This is a genomic window from Anaerolineales bacterium (genome assembly GCA_015075725.1).
In the GTDB taxonomy this organism is placed as follows: Bacteria; Chloroflexota; Anaerolineae; order Anaerolineales; family Villigracilaceae; genus Villigracilis.
In genome coordinates this window covers 1,624,320-1,646,319 of sequence record JABTTV010000001.1, presented here as the reverse complement: position 1 = coordinate 1,646,319, position 22,000 = coordinate 1,624,320, and the positions used below count along the sequence as shown (strand labels likewise).

At 53.8% G+C, this 22,000-nt stretch carries 16 protein-coding genes; 7 read left to right on the top strand and 9 right to left on the bottom strand.

Annotated features, from left to right (window positions below):
• Positions 1 to 51: 51 nt before the first annotated feature.
• Entirely contained in the window at positions 52 to 3,270 is a 3,219-nt protein-coding gene (locus HS100_07960; GenBank protein ID MBE7433837.1) for a tetratricopeptide repeat protein, read from the bottom strand.
• A gap of 115 nt (positions 3,271 to 3,385) precedes the next feature.
• Here HS100_07960 and HS100_07955 point away from each other — a divergent pair, with 115 nt between their 5' ends.
• From HS100_07955 to HS100_07945, 3 genes are all read left to right on the top strand, one after another.
• Positions 3,386 to 4,978 carry a glycosyltransferase family 39 protein gene (locus HS100_07955; protein ID MBE7433836.1) on the top strand — a complete coding sequence of 531 codons (1,593 nt, stop codon included), beginning with the start codon at positions 3,386 to 3,388 and terminating at the stop codon, positions 4,976 to 4,978.
• Positions 4,979 to 5,090: 112 nt separating this feature from the next.
• Positions 5,091 to 9,110, top strand: a complete 4,020-nt coding sequence (locus HS100_07950) for a DNA polymerase III subunit alpha (GenBank protein MBE7433835.1) — start codon at positions 5,091 to 5,093, stop codon at positions 9,108 to 9,110.
• 117 nt (positions 9,111 to 9,227) lie between these two features.
• Positions 9,228 to 11,204 carry a DUF2075 domain-containing protein gene (locus HS100_07945; GenBank protein MBE7433834.1) on the top strand — a complete coding sequence of 659 codons (1,977 nt, stop codon included), beginning with the start codon at positions 9,228 to 9,230 and terminating at the stop codon, positions 11,202 to 11,204.
• 5 nt (positions 11,205 to 11,209) lie between these two features.
• Here HS100_07945 and HS100_07940 read toward each other — a convergent pair whose 3' ends face one another.
• Positions 11,210 to 11,416, bottom strand: a complete 207-nt coding sequence (locus HS100_07940; GenBank protein ID MBE7433833.1) for a hypothetical protein — start codon at positions 11,414 to 11,416, stop codon at positions 11,210 to 11,212.
• A gap of 196 nt (positions 11,417 to 11,612) precedes the next feature.
• Here HS100_07940 and HS100_07935 point away from each other — a divergent pair, with 196 nt between their 5' ends.
• The 3 genes from HS100_07935 (at position 11,613) to HS100_07925 (ending at position 13,963) form a co-directional block, all read left to right on the top strand.
• Positions 11,613 to 12,893: a 4Fe-4S dicluster domain-containing protein gene (locus tag HS100_07935; protein ID MBE7433832.1), complete on the top strand. Its 1,281-nt coding sequence runs from the start codon at positions 11,613 to 11,615 to the stop codon at positions 12,891 to 12,893.
• 121 nt (positions 12,894 to 13,014) lie between these two features.
• Entirely contained in the window at positions 13,015 to 13,308 is a 294-nt protein-coding gene (locus tag HS100_07930; GenBank protein ID MBE7433831.1) for a hypothetical protein, read from the top strand.
• Positions 13,301 to 13,963 (top strand): nucleotidyl transferase AbiEii/AbiGii toxin family protein, encoded by a 663-nt coding sequence (locus tag HS100_07925; protein MBE7433830.1) that lies wholly within the window; start codon positions 13,301 to 13,303, stop codon positions 13,961 to 13,963. Before HS100_07930 ends, HS100_07925 begins: the two co-directional genes overlap by 8 nt.
• 14 nt (positions 13,964 to 13,977) lie before the next feature.
• On the opposite strand, the gene HS100_07920 is transcribed toward HS100_07925, so the two are convergent.
• Entirely contained in the window at positions 13,978 to 15,075 is a 1,098-nt protein-coding gene (locus tag HS100_07920; protein ID MBE7433829.1) for a site-specific DNA-methyltransferase, read from the bottom strand.
• Between the two features lie 207 nt (positions 15,076 to 15,282).
• Here HS100_07920 and HS100_07915 point away from each other — a divergent pair, with 207 nt between their 5' ends.
• A complete protein-coding gene (locus tag HS100_07915) occupies positions 15,283 to 15,687 on the top strand; it encodes a DUF4332 domain-containing protein (GenBank protein ID MBE7433828.1) in 405 nt (134 codons plus the stop codon).
• Between the two features lie 53 nt (positions 15,688 to 15,740).
• On the opposite strand, the gene HS100_07910 is transcribed toward HS100_07915, so the two are convergent.
• The 6 genes from HS100_07910 to HS100_07885 form a co-directional block, all read right to left on the bottom strand.
• Positions 15,741 to 16,562 carry a hypothetical protein gene (locus HS100_07910; GenBank protein ID MBE7433827.1) on the bottom strand — a complete coding sequence of 274 codons (822 nt, stop codon included), beginning with the start codon at positions 16,560 to 16,562 and terminating at the stop codon, positions 15,741 to 15,743.
• Between the two features lie 14 nt (positions 16,563 to 16,576).
• On the bottom strand, positions 16,577 to 17,596 hold the full coding sequence (locus tag HS100_07905; GenBank protein ID MBE7433826.1) for a nitrogen fixation protein NifH: 1,020 nt from the start codon (positions 17,594 to 17,596) through the stop codon (positions 16,577 to 16,579).
• A 117-nt stretch (positions 17,597 to 17,713) separates the two neighbouring features.
• Positions 17,714 to 18,376: a cyclase family protein gene (locus tag HS100_07900; protein ID MBE7433825.1), complete on the bottom strand. Its 663-nt coding sequence runs from the start codon at positions 18,374 to 18,376 to the stop codon at positions 17,714 to 17,716.
• Complete coding sequence (locus HS100_07895) at positions 18,373 to 18,564, bottom strand: hypothetical protein (protein ID MBE7433824.1); 192 nt, start codon at positions 18,562 to 18,564, stop codon at positions 18,373 to 18,375. Before HS100_07895 ends, HS100_07900 begins: the two co-directional genes overlap by 4 nt.
• Before the next feature lie 121 nt (positions 18,565 to 18,685).
• A complete protein-coding gene (locus HS100_07890; GenBank protein ID MBE7433823.1) occupies positions 18,686 to 20,689 on the bottom strand; it encodes an ABC-F family ATP-binding cassette domain-containing protein in 2,004 nt (667 codons plus the stop codon).
• A gap of 267 nt (positions 20,690 to 20,956) precedes the next feature.
• Positions 20,957 to 21,976 carry a SpoIIE family protein phosphatase gene (locus tag HS100_07885; GenBank protein ID MBE7433822.1) on the bottom strand — a complete coding sequence of 340 codons (1,020 nt, stop codon included), beginning with the start codon at positions 21,974 to 21,976 and terminating at the stop codon, positions 20,957 to 20,959.
• Positions 21,977 to 22,000 lie beyond the last annotated feature (24 nt).

The window sequence follows — 22,000 nt, the reverse complement described above, 5'->3', positions numbered from 1 at the left end:
GCCCGTCCGGGCTGTTTTTAAAGGTGTGGGTTGTGGGGCGTGATTGTGCAGTCACCGCATGGATCGCCGGTAGATTTCTTCCGTCTCTTTGGATGGGGATAACTGAAAAAGCCGCTTCATTGCCGCGCTGTAATCCTGATAGACGCGCGTCATCCCAGCCCGATCGCCCAGACGGCTGCAGGCTTGTATCCAAAGCTGATACGCGGTCTCATTGCCGGGGTCTGCTTCAATGACGCGTTGACAGGTCATGACCGCAACTTGGGCTTGAGCCTGGGCGATCTGCAGGTCTGCCAGATTTATTAGCGCTTCGATATACGCCTGTCGCAGGCGTTCGCGGTCCGGAGCCACCCATTCTGCATAATTTTCATTTAGATAAGGTCCCTGCACCAACCCAACCGCCCTGCGGTAAAAACCCATTTTTTCGACAGGGTCGCTCGATGATTTTGCGCGCGCAACAAAGGATTCGAACGCCTCGACATCGTATTCATAATCAAGTCCGCGATTGAATACATAGTGATTATCCACGAATTGAATCACATCCTGCCCAACGGCGCGGCGCAGGCGGTAGAGATCGTTCTTGAAGCGGAGTTTCAATTTGGCGGGCTCATCTTCATCCCGCCAAAGCACTTCGATAACCTGTTCCTTGGTTAGTGGTTTGGTTTCCGATAAGAAGTAAAAAAACAAATCCCGGACCGATTGGGTTTGCCAGTCAGACAGGGTCAGGGGTTTACCATTGATGCTGACGGAAACCCTGCCAAACGCCTCGATCACGAGGCGGGAGGTTGGTACTGAGATCGCCCGCACCTGTCGCCGCAATTGTCGACGGGTGGAGGGGATGGTCTTTCCAAGCCGATCTGCCTGGGCAAACAAGTCACGCAAATTGCGCCCGCTGACCAGGTTGGGCGGCAGGTCCTTCAGCCAGTCTTTTGCCTGATGAGCGGCAACCAGGGCGGGGTGAGGGATTTTCCCGCGATTTGCAGAGATCATACTCAAGGTTTGTAGCGCAGATTCAGCCGCGCCTTCCTGATGATAAGCGGCAGCAAGCCAGATGCGGGATATCGCCTCTTCAGCGACCCTGCCTTCATCCTGAAAACGTTTCCCGGCGTTGGAAAACTCCCTCTCAGATTGGGTTGCATCTTTGGTCAGCAAATGGAATCGTCCGTAAACTAAATCCAGCAGCGCATTCTCAAAATTGGAATTGCCCGAGCGGATCGAGTCGGCTATCTCTTCGATGGCTCGCCTGGTAAGCGCAGCATCCCGCTGCATGAATGCCAGATGAGCTCGGGAAAGTCCTAGGAAGTGAATCAAGAATCGGTTATCCATGCCATTAAGGATCAAAGCCGCATTCTCATAATTCAGATTGGCAATTTCAAAATCCTCCAACTCAGCGTAGAGATCCCCAAAACCGATTGAAATCAGGGCGGTAAGACGGTCATCCCGAATGCGTTGGGCGCATAGTAGTCCTTCTTCATAGGCAGAAGCCGCTTTTTCATACTCGCCCTGGTATTGGTAAAAAAAGCCGAGGTTGTTCAACAAACTGGCTTGCTGGTACACCTTTCCTTCCCTGCGCCAGATCTGCAAGGCTTGTTCATAGGCGTTTAATGCATCGGTAAGATTCCCGATGGCGCGATACGCCATGCCGGTTTCCAAGTATAAGAGCGGCACATTGGCTTTATCATACAAGCGGCATAATTCCAGGGCGCGCTCAAGGATTGAAACAGCCTGATCAGCCTTGCCCAGGCGATAATACGCCAATCCCTTCAGCCGCAGGGCATCGGCATGGAGCATCTGCCATTCGTCCTTCGCTTCGGTCAGGGTGATCACTTCCTCCGCATCGCGCAGGGAAGCTTCGTAATCCCCCAGAAAGCGATACGCCGAGCCGCGCCGAATCAACGCCACAATCAATCCATGCGATTCCCCTTGTTCGCGGAATAACCTTTCCGATTGTAAAAGCAGGTCCAGGCCTTCCTGCAAATCTCCCTTTGTGTATGCGATCGCCCCACGAATGGAAAGCAAGCCCGGTCTTTTCCGCAGCAGAGAGGGCGGCAGTTCGCTCAGCCAGGATTCCAATGTCAGGTGGGCGCTTTGCAGCATGGACAGACTCGCCCGTTCGATCATCCCAGCCAAGGCGTCAAGGTCATTTTTTCGGCGGCAGATTTGATGCGCCCTGCTCCACTCGCCCATGGCTTCATACGCCAGTTGAAGATGCGATAAAATCGCGGGGACTTCCTCCGGGCGTTCGCGTTCGAATTGTTCGCAGATGAATTCGCGGAACAAATGATGGTAGCGCAGCCACCGTCCATCTTCACCGACGGGCAGGACGAACAGGTTATTCTGTGATACGGTCTTGATCCAGAACTGCCAATCCTGCGGTTCAGGATAGAGCGGTGAAAGAACCCTGTCGCACAGGGCGGCGTCGAATTCCTCCATCAATGAGGTGCGCAGGACGAACAGCCGCAGTTCGGGAGTCTGACGATCCAGGACCTGATGTCCAAAATATTCAAACAGGTTTGCCTTGCTCCCGAATGGAGAGGGCTTCGAACCGCTGCGCAGAACATCCGAATCGGAGAACTGAAGACCCGTGATCCAGCCCTCTGATTCTTCGATCAGGCGTGTGGCTTCCTCGTCGGTCATTTGCGCGCCGCTGTTCTGAAGCGCCAATGCCTGAAGTTCCTCCGGCTTGAAAACAAGGTCAGAGAAACTCAAACCGCTCACCTGATCGCGCGCAACGAAATGAGGCATGTCTTCAAGCGTCGCCAGCCTGCGCGACGAAATCACGAGATGACAGTTATCATCCACCAGCTGGATGAAACGATTGACGAACTCATTGATGGAGGAGACGTCGTCCAAAAGATGGAAATCGTCAAGGATGAAAACAAAATGTTCCTTGACCTGTTCGTAAAGTTCGTTGACCAGGGTGACGAGCAGGCGTTCCATTTCCTGCTCGAAGGAGTTCATGGACTCCAGCACGCTTTTCGACTGGCTGCCAAATGCTGGGAAACGCTCCGACAGGGCGGCGATGAAATACGACCCGAACTGCTGCGGATCGCGGTCCAGGTCATCCAAAGCCAGCCAGCAGCAGGGCAGGTCGCTCTGGTGGGCAAAGTCCACAAGCAGCGATGTTTTCCCATACCCGGCAGGCGCGGATAAAAGGGTCAGTTTCTTATCCAGCGCGTCAAACAATAAGTCCAGAAGCCTCTTGCGGCTGAGCAGTTCAGCGCGCCGGCGCGGGAGGATGATCTTGGTCTTGCTGATGGGGATGGAAGACATGTCGTGCAATTCCTATCCTACGAGGGCGGAACCTTTTCGTAAATTATTTTATCGCGTAAATGTCCAATTCAAGATTGCGGTCGCATTAAACCCGAATGTTATAATCTCCGAACTCATGAACCCGTTTTCCCCCAAGAGAACCAGACAACCATGGGATTTTATCCTGCTGATCGCCCTTTTCACCATACTTGCCCTGACCGTCCTCGCTCAAGCCAACCCCGGCACCGAATATCCGGGCCGCGACAGCGGCGCCTTCATCTACATCGGCAAACAGATCGTAAAAGGACACCTGCCCTACCACGACCTTTGGGACAGCAAACCACCGGGCATTTTCTATCTTAACGCCCTCGCCCTGCGCCTCGGCCGCGGGATGCGCTGGGGCATCTGGCTTGTCGAGTTCGGGTTTCTTTTCTCCGCCATCGCCGCCTCTTATCATTTGTTGAAGAACCTTTGGGGAACCGGATCCGCAATCTTCGGCATCTTCACCTGGCTCTGGGGTTTGAACTTCGTCCTGGAGGGGGGCAATTTCACGGAAGAATACCCAATGGTACTCCACTTCCTCGCGCTGATCCTCTTCCTTCAATTGATTCAATATCCCGGGCGCCGCCTCTTTTACTTCGCCCTGGGTTTGTTCTCATCCATCAGCTTTCTCTTCCGCCCGAACAACGCCGTCGTCGAGGCCTTGGTCATTCTCTTCCTTGGCGCTTCATTATTGGTCAAGCGTGAGTGGAAAACCTTCTCGTCCGCCGTGTTGTGGGTCACGCTGGGGATTCTCCTCCCGCTTGCCATCTCATTCGCATATTTTGCGCATTTGGGAGTCCTCCAGGAGATGATCGAAGCATCCTTCATCTACAACCTGACCTATGGCGCGACGAAATTCTCCTCCTACTCTCCCTTGCAGGTCGGGTTCGATTATCTCAATCTTGCCGCCTGGATCGGGCTGGTCGGCTACGTCCTCCTCCTCTTGCAAATCGGGAAAATCTTCAAAAGCCCGCACTTCCTTCTCTTCATGGTCATGATCATCGGGACGCCAATCGCCATTTTCGTCAGCGACCTCGCCAGACGCAGTTATGGTCATTACTTCATTAATTGGCTGCCGTTCATCGCCCTGCTCAGCGCATTTGCCTTCCTCACCGTTCAGGAAAAATTCCCTCCCCCCAAAAAAAACCAGCCTGCCCAGCCATCCTTCTTTCCTCTTCTTTCTTCCATCTTTGTTGCTCTCGCCCTCTTTGCACTTTCCGGAAGCGCCTCCAAATACGCCAAAGCCCTCGACCGGTTTTTCAACTCACCCGATAGGGAGTTACGCTCCCCCATTTCCATTTACGTGGAAAACCACACCAATCCCGGCGAGACCGTTCTATTTTGGGCGACCCATCCTGGTGAAAACTTCATGGCACGCAGGGATGCGCCCATGTCCAACCTGTTCTACCCCATCCTCGTGGATTCGGAGATCTCAGACCGGCTCAATGACGATTTCCTCGAAGATTTGAAGAACAATACGCCCGTCCTCGTCGTGGACATGCAGCGGCTCACGATTCCCTCACTCGACCCGGCGCGGCGCGAAGAACAAAAGATCGGCGGCATCTACCCGGCCAACCCGCCCCATAACCTGGACGAAGTGCTGCAATTCATTGAAGAGAACTATTACCTTGAGGCGATCATCAAGGACAAACCGGTCTATCGTTTGCACGGCACAGCGGGACCCTGAAATTCAATTTACCACCTGCATATCCTGATTCTTTAAGACGCATTCCGGGTCATAACCTGAACATGCGTGCTATAATGACCCCGCCGCTGAAAATTGATCACTGGTAATTGAAATGTCCTTTGCCCACCTCCACGTCCATACCGAATATTCCCTGCTCGACGGCTTCTCGAACATCGAGAAGCTGGTCCAGCGCGTGAAGGAAATGGACATGCCCGCCGTCGCCATCACGGACCACGGCACGATGTTCGGCGTGATCGATTTTTACAAGGCAGCGAACGAAACGGGGGTCAAGCCCATCATCGGGTTGGAAGCATACATGGCGGCGCGCGGCATGAGGGACAAGGATTCCAAACTCGACCGTCAATCCTTTCATTTGCTCCTGCTTGCCGAGAACGAAACCGGTTATCGCAACCTATTGAAGATCGCCTCCGCCTCCCAGCTGGACGGCTTCTATTATTATCCGCGCATCGACCACGACTTCCTCGCCGCACACTCCGAAGGCCTGATCTGCACTTCGGGATGCATGTCCGCTGAAATTCCACGCGCGCTGTTGAACGAAAAACCCGAAGAAGCGGTCAAAAAATGGAACTGGTATTACGACGTCTTCGGTCCCGACCGCTTCTTCGTCGAACTGCAACAACACAACATCCCCGAAATCCTCGACCTGAACAAGAAACTGCTGGAGCTCGGGGCGCGCTATTCCGCCCGTTATGTCGCCACCAACGACGTGCATTACATCAACCAAAGCGACTCGAGACTCCAGGACATTCTGCTCGCCATGCAAACGCAGACGGTGCTGAGCGACCCCGAACGCATGAAGATGACCGACGACTCCTACTTCCTGCGCTCGCCCGCCGAGATGAGCCGACTCTTCGCCGAAGTCCCCGAATCGTTATCCAATACTTTATTGATCGCAGAACGCTGTAACGTGGACCTCGGCTTCAAAGGATATCACCTGCCTGATTTTCCCGTCCCGGAAGGATACACGCCGGAAACGTACTTGCGTTCGTTGTGCGAGGCTGGGGCGAAGAAACGCTACGGGGACGACGCGACCAGCTCAAGCGTCCGCACGAGGCTGGACTATGAGTTAAGCGTCGTCAACAGCATGGGATTCAACGCCTACTTCCTCATCGTCTGGGACTTGTGCCGTTTCGCCCGCGAGAATGGGATCTGGTACAACGCGCGCGGTTCGGCAGCCGGGTCGATCATCGCGTATACGCTCGAGATCACGCTGGTGGACCCGCTTCAGCATACGCTGATCTTCGAACGTTTCCTGAACCCGGGGCGCATCTCGATGCCCGACATCGACCTCGACTTCCGCGATGACCGGCGGCACGAAGTGCTCGAATATTGCGCGCGCAAATACGGCGACGATAAAGTGGCGCAGATCATCACCTTCGGCACGATGGGAGCGAAAGCCGCCATCCGCGATGTGGCGCGTGTGATGGAGATCCCCCTGCCCGAAGTGGACCGCGTTGCAAAACTCGTCCCGTTCGCGGCCGGCGGTTCGACCATGGACGATGCGTTCGAAGTCCGCGAGTTCAAACAAATTTACGACAGCGACCCGAAGATGCACGAAGTGATCGACATCGCCGCAAGAATGGAAGGGACGGTCCGCAATGCAGGCACTCACGCGGCGGGCGTGGTCATTTCCGACAAGCCGATCCTGGAATACCTGCCGCTTCACAGACCTACCTCCAACTCGGAAGAGACGCCGATCAAATCCGTCACGCAGTTCGAAATGGGCGTGCTCGATTCGCTCGGCATGCTGAAAGTGGATTTCCTCGGTCTCATCACGCTCACCGTCATGGCGCGCGCCTGCGACTTGATCTACAAACGTCACGGCATCAAATACGACCTCAACAACATCCCGCTCGACGATCCAAAGTCATTCGAATTGATGGGCAGCGGGCAGACGGCAGGCTTGTTCCAGATCGAGGGTGGCGGCATGACCCGCTACCTCGTGCAGATGAAGCCGAAGACGCTCGAGAACATCATCGCAATGGTCGCGCTCTACCGCCCGGGACCGATGGCCTTCATCCCCGATTACATCGCGCGCATGCATGGGCAGGCTGAAGTGAAGTATCGCCATCCTGCCATGGAGCCGATCTTCAGCGATACCTACGGCATCCCCGTCTATCAGGAACAACTGATGCGCGCCGCCGTCGAACTCGCAGGGTACACGCCCTCTGAATCGGATGAACTTCGCAAAGCGATCTCGAAGAAGAAAAAGGAAGACATCGACAAACACCGCGCCAAGTTCGTGAAAGGCGCCATCGAAAAAGGCATGGACCAATCCACTGCCAACGCGATCTACACGGATTGGGAGGAATTCGCGCGTTACGGATTCAACAAATCTCACGCCGCCGATTACGGCGTGATCGCCGTCCAGACCGCGTTTCTCAAATCGCATTACCCCGCCGAATACATGACCGCGCTCATGTCCGCCTCGGCAGGGCAGGTGGAGAAGGTCGCCTTCTACGTCGCCGATGCGCGCACGATGGGCGTGCCCGTCCTGCGCCCCGATATCAACTCGTCGATGTGGGATTTCGATATCGAAGATATAGACTCTGCTCCCGGCGGCGAGGACTCAACGGGCAACGCTTTCGCCGGGGACGGCGAAAAGAGCAGCAGCAAAAAACCCCACATCCGCTTCGGTTTGGGCGCGATCAAGAACGTCGGGCAGAATGCCATCCAACCCATCATCGACGAACGCATCGCGAACGGAAAATTCAAAGACCTCAACGACTTCGCCCGCCGCGTGGACCTGCGCACCGTGGGCAAACGCGCGCTCGAATGTCTCATCAAAGTCGGCGCGCTCGACGCCTTCGGCAACCGCGCCTCACTGCTTGCATCGCTCGACCGCATCGTCGCCATCTCCGGCAATCACTTCCGCGCCGCTGACGCCGGACAGTTGAGTCTCTTCGGTGCGGACTCCGGCGTTGTGGATGAGATCCACCTCCCCGAAGTGAGAGACGTGGACAAACGCGAAATGCTCAACTGGGAGCGCGAACTGATCGGGCTGTACATCTCCGACCACCCGCTCAACGAATACCAGGCAGCGCTCGCGCAGATCGTCAGTTATTTCTCCGGTCAACTCTCCGAAGCGCAACACGAAGAAAAGGTCCGCGTTGCCGGTCTCATCACCAACATCCGCCCGTATACGACCAAAGCGGGCAAACCCATGGGCTTCGTCACCATCGAGGACATCCAGGGCAGCATCGAACTCCTGCTCTTCACCCGCACCTGGGAGCAATACCACGCGCAGCTTTCCTCCGGGCAGATCATCATCGTCGAAGGCAAAGTGGACCAGACCAACACGCCGCCCAAGATTCTGGTCGATACGATCAAGACCGAGATCAAAGTGACGACAGCGGCGGACGAATCAACCCCCAAAGCGGATTCGACTCCCAAGCCCCTCCTCGCGCGGAGCGAATCGCAATCTCCCCGCCGCCCGGATCGTTCCGCGCCCAAGCCCTTCGACAACGCTCAGGGCAAGCCTGCTACAACGCCCAAACAGAATTCAACCCCGAACACAGGTCACGCTTTCCCCAAAGGGGACGCTGCAAGCGTGACCTACAATGTTGCCGAAGAATCCTCTTCTTACGAAATCCCCGATGATTCCCCGCCCCCGCCCGATAACTTCCCCCCCGGCTGGGACGTGGAATGGCAGCCGTCGTTCGATGATGCCGCAATTGCCGCCAAGCCCGCGCCGAATTTCAAGAAGGATGAAGAGGTGACTCCTCCGCTTGCGACTCGCGCGGCTGAGGCGATGAGTCAACTCGAAGCGTTGAGTCAGACTGAAGACCGCGACGAGCCGGTCATTCCATCGCTGTACATCCCGCTTGCCAAAGAGAACAAGGACAAGGAACATCCGCCCCGGCAGATCACCGTCCTGCTGCGCCCCACCGGCGACAGGGAGCGCGACAAACGCCGCATCAAGACACTGTACGGCACGCTGATCTCGTATCACGGGCGCGACAAGTTCACCTTCCAGATCTTCGAGAACGGCAAGGGACACCTGATCGATTTCCCCAACGACACCACGCGCATCTGCCCCGAACTGCTCGAGCGCTTGAAGAAGCTGATGGGCGAAGAGAACTGGCGCGTGGAGGAGATCACGTTTCAATAAATGCAAAGTGACTGTCACCTCGGAGGTGACAGTCACGTTTAATATTGATCTTGCTCAACGTCTAGTTTCGCTGTATCCTTATCTCACTCGAAAATATTCTCTCAATGAGAGGGATAAATGAGAAGATCATATTATTCCGACAAAATTTCTGATTTTCGAAAAAGATCCGACGTTGAAATCCTTGGCAAACTTGCACAAGGCAACGAATTCTCTTTAGAGCAAACTCAGCGTGATGCTTGGTTAGAAGAAATTCGAATTCTTAAGAAGGTTTTAGAGCCTCATGAAGGCTCAGTTTACTTTGAATACTCTATTCCAAGAATGGGGAAAAGAATTGACGTAGTTCTTATAATAGACCACGTAATTTTTGTTCTCGAATTTAAAGTCGGGGAAAAAGATTTTCCTGCTTACGCAATTGATCAAGTTTGGGATTACGCTCTTGATTTAAAGAATTTCCATGAGACAAGCCATGATTGTCACATTGCGCCAGTTTTAGTAGCTACCAATGCAGATGTAAATGCAGTTGTCATTGCAACTACCGCTCATAATGATAGACTTCTTGTCCCTATAAAATGTGGTAAAGAATTACTTTCCCAAGTACTAAAAGATGTTTTGGGGTTTCTAGATGGTGACAGAATTAATTTAACACATTGGGAAAAGGGAAGATACCAGCCTACTCCAACCATTATTGAAGCGGCCACAGCCTTATACAGCGGACATTCTGTAGAAGATATCTCCCGAAGCAGTGCAGATGAAATAAACCTCAGCAAAACATCTGATGCGATTTCGGAAATAATTCGAATTTCCAAAGAAAAATCTGCAAAATCTATATGTTTTGTGACTGGTGTGCCTGGTGCAGGTAAGACCTTAGTCGGCTTAAATATCGCAACCAAGCATTTTGATAAAGACAACGATCTTTATAGCGTTTTTCTTTCAGGTAACGGTCCTCTTGTAGAGATTTTACGAGAAGCATTAACGCGAAATAAAGTTCAAAGAGAAAAAGAGCGTGGATTTAAAGTGAAAAAAGGGGAAGTGATGAGCGAAGTTAAGATGTTTATTCAAAACGTTCATAACTTTCGTGATGAGGGCTTGATTGACCTGCAAAAACCACCAATTGAACATGTTGCACTATTCGACGAGGCTCAAAGAGCTTGGGATTTGAAACAGACAGCCAATTTCATGCAGCGAAAACGTGGGTATTCAAACTTCCATGCGTCAGAACCAGAATTCTTAATTTCATGCCTTGACCGTCATCCTGATTGGGCAGTTGTGGTTTGCCTTGTAGGGGGTGGGCAAGAAATTAATACCGGAGAAGCAGGTATCGGCGAATGGATTGAAGCTTTGGAACGTTCCTTTCCAAGGTGGCATATTTACATATCGCCAAAACTGACCGATAGCGAATACAGTGCCGGAAAAGTTTTGGACAAGATCAAACCTCGACAAAATGTCTTTTATAAAGACGAGCTACACCTTTCAACTTCAATGCGATCTTTCCGCGCTGAAAACATTTCACTTCTAGTCAAACAAATCTTGGATTTGCAACCAAACGAAGCACGCAAGACTTTAGAAAAAGTAAAGGAAAAATATCCAATTGTTATTACACGCGATCTTGCAAAAGCAAAACAATGGCTAAAGGCACAAGCTCGTGGTTCGGAGCGTTATGGGATTGTGGTCTCCTCACAAGCAGAACGGTTAAAACCGCATGCAATTGATGTGAAATCCCCAGTCGACCCAATCCATTGGTTTCTTGATGGGAAAGAGGATGTTCGCTCCTCTTATTACCTTGAAGATGTAGTCACAGAATTTCAGGTACAGGGACTCGAGTTGGATTGGACTTGTGTGACTTGGGATGCAGATTTCCGTTATTCAAGACACGGTTGGGAAAATTATTCTTTTGTCGGTGACAGATGGAACAAGATAAGAAAAGCCGAGCGACAAATCTATTTAAAGAATGCTTATCGTGTCCTCTTAACCCGTGCACGGCAAGGCATGGTTATAGTAGTTCCGGCAGGTGACTTAGAAGATAACACCCGCAGAAAAGATTTTTATGACCCCACCTTTGAATATTTATTGGAAATTGGCATCGCGGTTATTTAAGTTTTTTACAAATCCCTCTCCCGCTTCTTCTCCTCCAGAAACGCCTTCATCACGCCTCTACCTTTCAAAGAGCCTCTTAATCTTGTAAGTTGTTCTTCGACTAGGAGCTCTTTTGCGCGTTTTTTCTCAAATTCCTCGAACCACTTGCGGAATCGAGCCAATTCTTCTGGTGATAGCTCCGAAACAGCCTGCTTAATTTCTTCGACGTTCATATTTTGCTCCTCACAATAAGCGACAAAATATTTTACCGTCTTTTGCTCAATCTGATTAATGATTGCAATCTCCCATACCCACCCACTCCCTCCTCCAACCCGCCACGCCGCAAAATTCCATGCCCTTCTTCCGTGACAAATGACAGATGAATCAGGGTGAGAATCTCCGTATAGTAGGCACAAAGGAGATGCGGACATGTCACATATCACCTTGAAGTCCGGGTACACGGAGCTGGTCGAGCGCTTGAACCGTTTTCCTCAGGGCGCGCCGCCATCGGAAACATTGTACAAAATTTTGAGCATCCTGTTCAGCGAGCGGGAAGCCGGGCTGGTGGCGCTCCTGCCGATCAAGCCCTTCACCGCCGAGAAAGCCAGCCGGGTCTGGGGCATGGGTCTGACCGAGACCCGCAAGGTGCTCGATGAACTTGCCAGCCGCGCGATCCTGGTGGATGTGGAATGGGAGGGGAAAACCACCTACACCCTGCCGCCGCCCATGGCGGGCTTCTTTGAATTCTCGATGATGCGCCTGCGGGGGGATGTCGACCAGAAGGTGCTCGGCGAACTCTTTTACCAATATTTGAACGTGGAGGAGGAATTCATCCGCAATCTCTTCGTGCAGGGTGAGACCCAATTGGGGCGGGTCTTCGTGCATGAGCCGGTGCTTTCAGAAGAGAATGCCCTGCACGTCCTGGATTATGAACGCGCCACCGAAGTCATTCACACCGCGTCCCATCGCGGCATCGGCGTCTGCTACTGCCGCCACAAGATGATGCACGTCGGTCGGAATTGCGATGCGCCGATGGATATCTGCATGACCTTCAACGGCACGGCGCAATCGCTCACGCGTCACGGATATGCCCGGCTCGTGGATGTGAGTGAAGGCATGGACCTGCTCCAGCAGGCGTACGAACGCAACCTGGTGCAGTTCGGCGAGAACGTCCGCGAACGCGTGAACTTCATCTGTAACTGCTGCGGCTGCTGCTGTGAAGCGATGATCGCCGCCCGTAAATTCGGCATCCTCAACCCGGTGCATACCTCGAACTTTTTGCCGGGCGTGGACCAAGCCAAATGCAATGGCTGCGGGAAATGCGTCACTGCCTGCCCGGTGGAGGCCATGACACTGGTCTCCAGCAACGAAGCGCATCACCCCAAAATGAAAAAAGCCAAGGTGGATGAAGACCTATGCCTCGGATGCGGCGTCTGTGTGCGGACCTGTTCGCATGAGGGGCTCTCGCTTCACCCGCGGGCGGAACGGGTCATCACGCCGCTCAACTCGGTCCACCGCACGGTCATGATGGCGATCGAACGCGGCGACCTGCAGAATCTGATATTCGACAACCGTGTCTTGTGGAACCACCGCGCACTTGCAGCGGTGTTCGGGGTCATCCTGCACCTCCCGCCCATCAAGCAGTTCTTGGCAAGCCAGCAGGTCAAATCGCGCTATTTGGAATATTTGATCACGCACATCAAGGCATAGATGTTCTTATTCATATTCCAATCTCCCTATGATTCCCATGCCCTCGCGAACGGATACCCCGTCATCGATGGGAATCGCGTCGCCTTCGTGTGGAAAGGCGCGTAGTGGGTATAATCAAAGCATGCAAGCAGCACACAAACTTCCCTACGTTTGGGATTATGACATCGACCAAACCCAATTTCTAGCCATCCTGGAAGGGCACGAAAGCAAAGGACGGTTGAATCAGGATTGGGCGGCTTGTCGTTTGCTCGAATACGCCTCTTACGAAGAAATCATTCGGTTGATCGGTTTTCGCAGGCTGGTTGAGAACTGGTCACGCTGGCGCGGGCGCATCCGCTCGCAAAGCCGGGTGCGCGGCTTTGATTTTGTCGTCAAATGGATTCCTGAGAAACACCCCGAGCTGCTGCATGGCTAACCCATCTTCGTTTTACTTCGATGCTTTATATCCATTTCAAGACCGCATTATCAAGGTCATCAACCAGGCGGATACGGGGTTTTATCTAACCGGCGGAACCGCGGCTTCCCGCGGCTACCTTCAGCACCGCTTCTCCGATGATCTCGATTACTTTGTCAATGATGATGAGCGTTTCGGGCTTTGGACGGAACGCGTTATTCAGGCACTGAGCCGGGAATGGCATTGCGAAGTCCTCACGAAAGAAGAGCGGTTCGCGCGGTTGAACCTTGTACAAGGGGATGTCATGCTAAAGATCGAAATGATCAACGATGTCCCGGCAAGGACAGGGAATGTCACAAATCATCCAGTCTTGGGGCGGTTGGATAGTGCGGAAAATATTCTTGCCAACAAGGTAACGGCGCTTCTGGGGCGCGAAGAACCGAAGGACCTGGCAGATGTATGGGGATTTTGCTGTCAGAAAAGCTTGTCGCTTCAAGAGGCGATAACCGGCGCTCAGGGAAAAGCAGCGGGTATTTTTCCCGCCGATCTGGCACGCGTCCTGTGTTCCGTGCGAAAAGAGGATTGGGAGGCGATCCGTTGGATTAATGCGCCGCCAATGGAAACCTTCATCTCACAACTCACGAAACTTGGCGATAATTTGCTGCTTGCGAAGTAAGGCTAATATCAACTTCATTCATACAGCCCCATCTTCACCCTGTACTTCTCCCGCAACTCATCCAAACTGACCAGCCTGCCCCGTATCACGAGATACCAATGCTCCCAGCCGTTGCAGGGAGCGTTTTTCATGTAATGACTCCCCGCCTTGTGGATGCTGCCGGTGAAACCGTCCGCGGTGCGCAGGCGGGCATCGGGCTTGATGATCGCGGTCCGTTTTTTATCTTTTGCGAAGAAAAGTTTTTGCCCCGCTTTCACCAGTCCGTTCTCGAGCAGAGTCCCAAACCCAACTCTCGGCGCGGATTTCTTCCTGCCTTTGACATCGAAGGTTTGGGGATCGAACGCTTCGGGTCTGACGGCGTCGATCCGCTTCTGCGCCGCCTTTATGTATTTTTCCTCGCGCTCCAAGCCGATCCAGTTGCGATGCAGGAGTTTCGCCATCGCCCCCGTCGTGCCGCTCCCAAAGAAGGGATCGAGAACCACGCCGCCGGGTTCCGTCGAAGAAAGGATGACGCGATAGATAAGCGATTCCGGTTTTTGCGTGGAATGAGCCTTGTTACCGTTGTTATCTTTCACCCGTTCCGATCCCCTTGCCAGGGGGACGAGCCACCAGTCCGAGCGCATCTGCTTCTCGTCGTTGAGTCCCTTCATGGCGTGATGGTTGAAGGTGTACTTTGCGCCCCTGCCTGTGCTTGCCCAGATCAAGGTCTCATGCGCGTTGGTGAATCTCACCCCGCGAAAGTTGGGCATCGGGTTGGTCTTCACCCAGATCACGTCGTTCAGGATCCAAAATCCCAGGTCCTGCATGATCGTCCCGACGCGGAAGATATTGTGATACGAGCCGATGACCCAGATCGAACCGGTCGGTTTCAGGACGCGCTTGCAGGCGGTCAGCCAGGCGCGGGTGAATTTGTCGTAGGCTTCGAACGAATCGAATCGATCCCAGTGATCAACCACCGCGTCCACTTTGGTCATGTTCGGGCGGTGCAGGTCGTTCTGTAATTGCAGGTTATAGGGGGGGTCGGCAAAGACCAGGTCAATGGACTTTTCGGGAAGCGCATCGAGGCTCTCGACACAGTCGCCTTGCAGGATTTTGTTGAGGGGCAGGTCCATGGATCGGTTTCCGATGGCCCGATTATAGCCGATGGGATTCATGCATTTGCGTCGTTTCCCCGCCGCCCGTCAACGGCTCCGTCCGGCGAAATGGTCTTCCCTCCGTGCTTGAAGTAATGTTTGGAAGATGAGGAAGGTAATTATTTTTGTGAATGATATTGATATTAATAAGCAAATCGCTATACTGTATCCATAAAGGAGATAAAAATGCCCACACTTGTTCAAATCGAGGGGATCGGTCCCGTCCGCGCTGCGAAACTTCAAAAGGCGGGCGTCCGCGGCACGAACGGACTCTTGAAAAAAGGCGCCACCCGCAAGGGACGCCAGGAACTCGCCCAAGCCACCGGCTTCGACGCCAAAACCATTCTCGAATGGGTCAACCGGGCGGATCTGTTCCGCGTGAAGGGCGTTGGCACGCAATACTCGGATCTACTGGAAGCCGCCGGGGTGGATACGGCAGTGGAACTCGCCAACCGCAAACCCGAAGCCCTGCTCGAAGCGATGACCAGGGCAAATCTGAAACTCAACAAGGTCAACCAGATGCCCGGTTTGAGCAACGTCAAAGCCTGGGTCAGGAACGCAAAGAAGCTCAAGAGAGCTGTCGAGTACTAACCCTAAAAAAACTTCCGATGTCTGTCCATCGGAAGTTTTTATATATTCGATTTTCAAAGGATCCTGGCTGTCTCCTCGACCACACCCAGAACGTACCCGCTTAGATTGTCCTCCAGGAAAGTTTTGTATTCCTTTTTGGTTTCACCGGATCTCGGTCCCCGGAAGGTCTTCTGCTGGCTGTCCGCCGCTTTGAGCGTGGCCGTCCATTCGCTCTCCTTTCGCCACCCGCCGGGCGTCCCGACACAACGATATCTGATGAACCTGGCTGAAGCCTCCCCTCCTTCAAAGTGAGCCTCAAGGGAAAAGTCCTTCTTTCCGGTATTTGCCGCTTTCTGCCAGGACAGCACCAGCGGCGCCAGGTCTTTTCCAATCGCCGCCGCCTGCTTTTTTATCTCGCCGGGTTTGCCTGCCAATCTCCTGGTCCGGGCGGATTGATTTACCCGGTTGACGAACGTGGCTGGAGCGGTATAAGCCGCCGGTTTCTGCGAGGAGGGATCGATCGCGATGTTGAGCGCGGTCAGCTTCCAAAGCCCGGCTTTGATGGTCACCTTCTCCCGGTGGACATAATACGTCCCCTCCCGGCAGGTGGAAGGCGGCTTTTTGTCGCTTGCCTGGCTCTGCCATTGAACATTCCCGCCGCTACCCAGCCAGGACCATATTATCAGGAGGACGGCGACTCCCCCCACAATTTTCACGCCCAAGGGAATCCCTTCATCATCCCTTGTGGGCGCAGTAGTCTCCTCCACTGGCGGCAGACTCTCGGCAGGTTCAAAGGTTCCGGCTGCGGGCGTTGCAGGTACGGGACCGCCACATGCGGCAACCGCCAACCCCGCACCCAGGATGACCGATAGGATGAATAACAATTTCCGATTCATCTCCTGTTCTCCTTTCAAACGGCTTTCTTCATCACGCGCAAGGCCCGCAGAGTAACCCATTTGTTGGGAGTTTTCGGCTTGCCGAATTTCAGCCAGGTCTTGCCGGTGTAATCGTATTCGAGCAGCCAGCGTCCCTGTTCATCCTGTTTGTCGCGGATGAGTTTCATCGTGTTGGATAGTCGTTTATCTTTTGCCAATCCAAGACCGGTCAGCGCTTCGGCGATCTGCAAAATATCGGTGATGTAGAAAACGGGGAAGCCGAACTTCCACCAATTTCCGCTCGGCTTTGCCGCCCAGCCGTTCGGGTAATTCGCTGTGGCCGGATCGACCGTAAAAAAGAAGTCCGTGCCCTGTTGGATGGCTCGTTTGACGAGAGGCGTCCTTTCCTTTGCCGGGAGATTCCCGAAAGCCATCATCACCTTGCAACCGCCCCACGCACATGGGAGTTTGTTATTCGCGCCGCAGGCGAAGCCCGGTCCGCACTTGCCCGCATAATAACGGATGGGAGCGTCTTTATCTTTCATTGGCGCAATACCCTCGCCAGTCGTTGTGCGCGCCATCCACTCGTAAGCGGATCCCAAACGCGGATGGTCATACCCCAGCTCCATCAGCGACCAGCACAAATTCCCTTGCAGGCAATCCACCGTCCCGGAGGGAGCGCCGGAACTCATCGCAGTGAATTGACCGCCCTCCGCCAGGGCGTGGTCGATCAAATACCTGCATGCCCTTTCGATCCGTTTATCTTTCGCAGCCTTTGCCCCCAGTTGCGCGAGCAGGACGATCGCCCAAACCGTCCCCTTGTACTTCGGACCATACCCCGGACCCGCCTTGACCCAATATCCCTCCTCCCGCATGTGGGACAAAACCGCCGCGATCGGACCTTCACGATGTGCCCGCCTCCGCGCGGACCTCAATTCTGAGTCTTGGTCCGATAGCCCGACCACATCCCGAAGCGCCAGGTACCGGGTTCCCGGATCGTCCTCTTCCAACAGCCATGGAACCGGGTCGCCGCGCAATTGACTTTGCCAGGACATATTTTCCTCCTGCCAGGGTGAATCGCCTTGGCAACATCACTATAGCACGCCGAAGGAAGGATTGCTACCCGATGGATAAAAAAAACTTCCAACGAGATGAACGTTGGAAGTTATCGTCTATTTCAACTTCGCGAACGCGCGGACGGGAAACGTCCCCGCGCCTTTGAACTTTGGCGGGACGGCTGTAAACGTAAAACCTTCATCTGGAACATTTTCCAGGTTACACAAATGCTCGGCAATGAGAATTTCCTCACGCAAAAGCGTCGAGTGGACGGGCCTGGTATTTCCGCTCGTGTTGTCGATGTTATGCGAATCGATTCCCACAAGCTTCGCTCCTTGATCGCGCAGATAAACCGCCGCGTCTTCCGTCAGAAAAGGATGATTCTCGAAATACGCATCCGTCGCCCAATGCTCCGCCCAGCCTGTGTGGACGAGGACCGCCCGCCCGCGCACATCCTTCCCTCTGAACGCCTCGGCTGTGACCGCCAGCCCCTTGCGATGATCCGCGCGGATGACGATGCCTTCGATATCCACGAACCGCTCCAACTCCACTTCGGATAGATCCCTGCCGTCCGCGTAACGGTGAAAGGGGCAATCCACGTACGTACCGGTGTTCGTCACCATTTCGATCTTGCCGATCTGGAACTCCGTGCCCGGCGCGTACCGCGAACGCGACTCCTCGCGGCTGAGGAAGTCGCAGACGATGGCGGCGGGCAGTCCCTTGTAGGTGACCAGTCCGTCGTGGACGGTGTGGCTGAGGTCGATGTAGGGCGTCTTCATTGGACCTTCTTCGGTGGCGCATTCAGTTCAATATGACCGCATTTGGGACAATGATAGGCAACCAGTTTGATTCGGTTTTCGCCGGCATCTTCCCATGTAAATGGGGACTCTCCAAATTTACCAGATAATTGCAAAGTCCCTTTTTCCATGACGGTATTGCATTTTGGACATGCATTTTCACTGCTCATCCCAGACTCCTTTTAAATTTAATCAAATGACTTCCTGCAAAAATTACAATTTTATCTTGCTCAAGGCGGCGTCCCCGCCGCCGAGGACTGCGGCGGGAGCACTCATGCTGGTTGTGTAATATCAATTTTGCATCCGTTCCCATTCCGCGAGTTTTGCGTCCATATCCTTCTGGACACGCTCGTATTCCCTGCCGATCTTCGCCACCTCATCCGGCTTGACCATGGGACTTTCCAACTGCGCACCCAAATTTGCAAGGGTGGACTCCAACTCAGCGATTCTGTTCTCCAATTCCTGCAACTGCGCGACCCTTCTTCTTTCTTCCTTCGCATCAGCTTTTGATTTTCGACTTTCGACTTTCAACTTTTGACCTTCAACTTTCGACCGATTCGCCTTCATAAACGCCTCGTACTCCCTCTGCTCACGCTCGGCTCGCAGTTGCGAATACGTACCTTTGAAGGCGGTCAATTCCCTTTCGTCCGGGTCGATCTCCCAGACCTGGGTCGCCAGAGCATCGACGAGATAACGGTCGTGCGAGATGAGCAGGATCGTGCCGGTGTAATCCTCCAGCACCGATTCCAAAACCTCCTGCGATGGAATATCAAGATGATTCGTCGGTTCGTCCAATAGCAGGAGGTTCGTGTCCTGCAAGGCAAGTTTTGCCAATGCCAGGCGTCCGCGCTCGCCGCCGGAGAGCATGGAGATTTTCTTATACACGTCATCGCCGCTGAAAAGATACTTGCCGAGATAATCGCGGATCTGACCCGGCAGCCAGTTCGGCATGACCGAGTCGATCTCCTGCAAAAGCGTTTTCTCGGGGTCGAGTCCTTCATGCGCCTGCGCGAAGTAACCGATGTGCAGACTCGCGCCAAGGATCACTTCGCCCGACAACGGCTCCAATTGACCCAATATCGTCTTCAAGAACGTGGATTTGCCCGCCCCGTTCGGTCCGATCAACGCGGCACAGTCCTGGCGGCGCAATTCGATATCAGGTGACTTGAATAAGAATTTATCCGGAAAGCCGACTTGCAGATCTTTCGTGCGAATCACCAGATCGCCGGAACGTTTTTCGGAACCAAGTCGCAGGTGTAAATGCGGCAGGGTCCGCACAGGGGATCTCAACGCCCGCACCCGCCTCTCGGCTTCTTCCACGCCGAAATACGAAGTTGTCACTGTTACTTCTTCCGCGGTCTCGCTCCATTTTTGATTCAGCGCCGCTTCGAAGCCGATCTGTTCCACCGCCTGCACGATACGCGAGAGCCGCTTCAGTTTCCCTTTTGCCTGCAGTGTGTTCTGCCCCGATATATTCTTCTTGATGTACTCGACTTCCTTGAGAAGTTTTTCCTTCTCGCCTTCGAACACTTCCTGCCTGCGGGCAATCCGTTCTTCGCGCTGTTTCAAATAGGCGGTGTAATTTCCATGATACGTCTCATATGCGCCGGGCAGCATTTCCAGGATCACATTGCTGACCTTGTCCAAAAAATAACGGTCATGCGAAACAATCACCGCCGCGCCTTCCCACTGGTTCAAATATCCTTCGAGCCATTCCACGGCGCGGATGTCGAGATGATTGGTCGGCTCGTCGAGCAGGAGCACGTCCGGGTCCGAGAGCAGGAGGCGGGCGAGAAAAGCGCGGGTGCGCTGTCCGCCTGAGAGATGATCCAAAGACAGGTCGTAGTCCGAGGCGTCGAATCCCAGCCCGGTCAACACCTGCTTGATGCGAGTCTCGAACGTGTATCCGCCGCGCCGTTCGAAATCCTCCTGCAGCTTGCCGTATTGTTCGATCACATCCGAATTCGTTGCCATCAATTCTTCAAGGCGGTGCAGTTCATTTTGTCCCTTGATCAAATCCCCGAAAACGGAATGACACGCCTCCCAAAGTGTGCCTTCCATTTTGAAATCCGCCTCTTGCGGAAGGTATCCGCTTCGGACTCCACGTGAGCGGGTTACTGTTCCCGTCGAGGCTTCGTCTTCGCCCGCAAGGATTCGCAGCAGCGTCGTTTTCCCGACACCGTTCGGACCGACAATGCCCAAACGCGACCCCTTTGCGATCGAAAGGGTCAGATTGGTGAAGATATCGGTCGCGCCGTAGGATTTGGTGAGATTGGATGTGCTGATGAGTGACATGGTGCAAGCCGCCGTGAAAATGCCCCCGAATTATACCCAGCGCACTCACAAAGTGCATCTTTTTGTAAAACCTGTGGCGGATCGCCCGCTGCCTTCACAGGTATCCGCCGCCGGAAATTTCTCGCGCAGATTATGTCACCTGTGCCTGCGCCAGTGCCGCAGGCACAGGTGAGCGGCCTGTAGGGAGCGAAGAATCTCGAACCTACATGATAATTTCACTTTAAATGAGATTCTTCGTCGCTTCGCTCCTCAGAATGACGAGCCTGTCTAACTCACTTTGGCGATCAGGAGCGTCACATCATCTGCCTGAGAAGCGCCCTGGGTGTACACACCCAACTCTTTCAAGACAGCTTGGATCATCTGCTCCGCCGAGGCCTCTGCGTTTTGACGGATGATATTCGCCAATTGTTCTTCGCCCCACAACATGCCGTCCGGGCTTGCCGCTTCGGTGATTCCATCCGTGTATAAAATGAAGACATCGCCCGGCTGTAACTTTATCTCTTCTTTGTGAACAGAGAATCGCTCCACCAAACCGATGGCGGGACCGGTCGGCTTCAGCCAGATTTCCTCTTGAGTTTTACTGCGGTAAAGATACGCCGAACTGTGACCCGCGTTTGCATAGGTCAGGATTTGAGACTTGGGATCGAATTTTCCGAGAAAGACTGTGACAAAGGTCGTGAAGTTGATGTTGTGGATGTAGAGGCGGTTGATGCGTTCGAGCGCCGTCAGGGGCGAATCGGATTCGGGGATCAGCGTATGGAACGCCGTTTGCAGGCTGCTCATGAACATCCCAGCGGAAACGCCGTGCCCGCTCACATCAGCGATCGCGATCCCATGCGTGCCGTCCTTGAAATCGACGAAGTCGAAATAATCGCCGCCGACGATCTGCGCCGGTCGGCTGAACGCGGAAATGTTCAACCCGGAAATGTCCGGGATTCTCTTCGGCAGCAGACCCCGTTGGATGACCTGCGACATCTGAAGTTCGCTCTCCAACTGGCGGAGTTCCTCTTCTGTAAAGTGACCGAGGCAGACGGCAGAGGTGTAATCCATTTGGAGTAACTGGGTCTCGATGGCTTCATGGCAGATCTTGCAAACCCCGAACGTGCCTTCCTGGATGCTTTCCAGAGTGCTGTCGATCACATGCAAATGCTCTTCCACACAGGCGGGGTCCTCGGGACCCAGACACGACTTCCGCTTTTCTTCAGGAGCGGTCTCGAGCCATTGCGTCAGGTTGACCTGCGCCTGCTTGAGACGAATATTCGCTTCATCGTATAGTTGATTTTTCATGGAATACCTTTCGACCTGCTGATA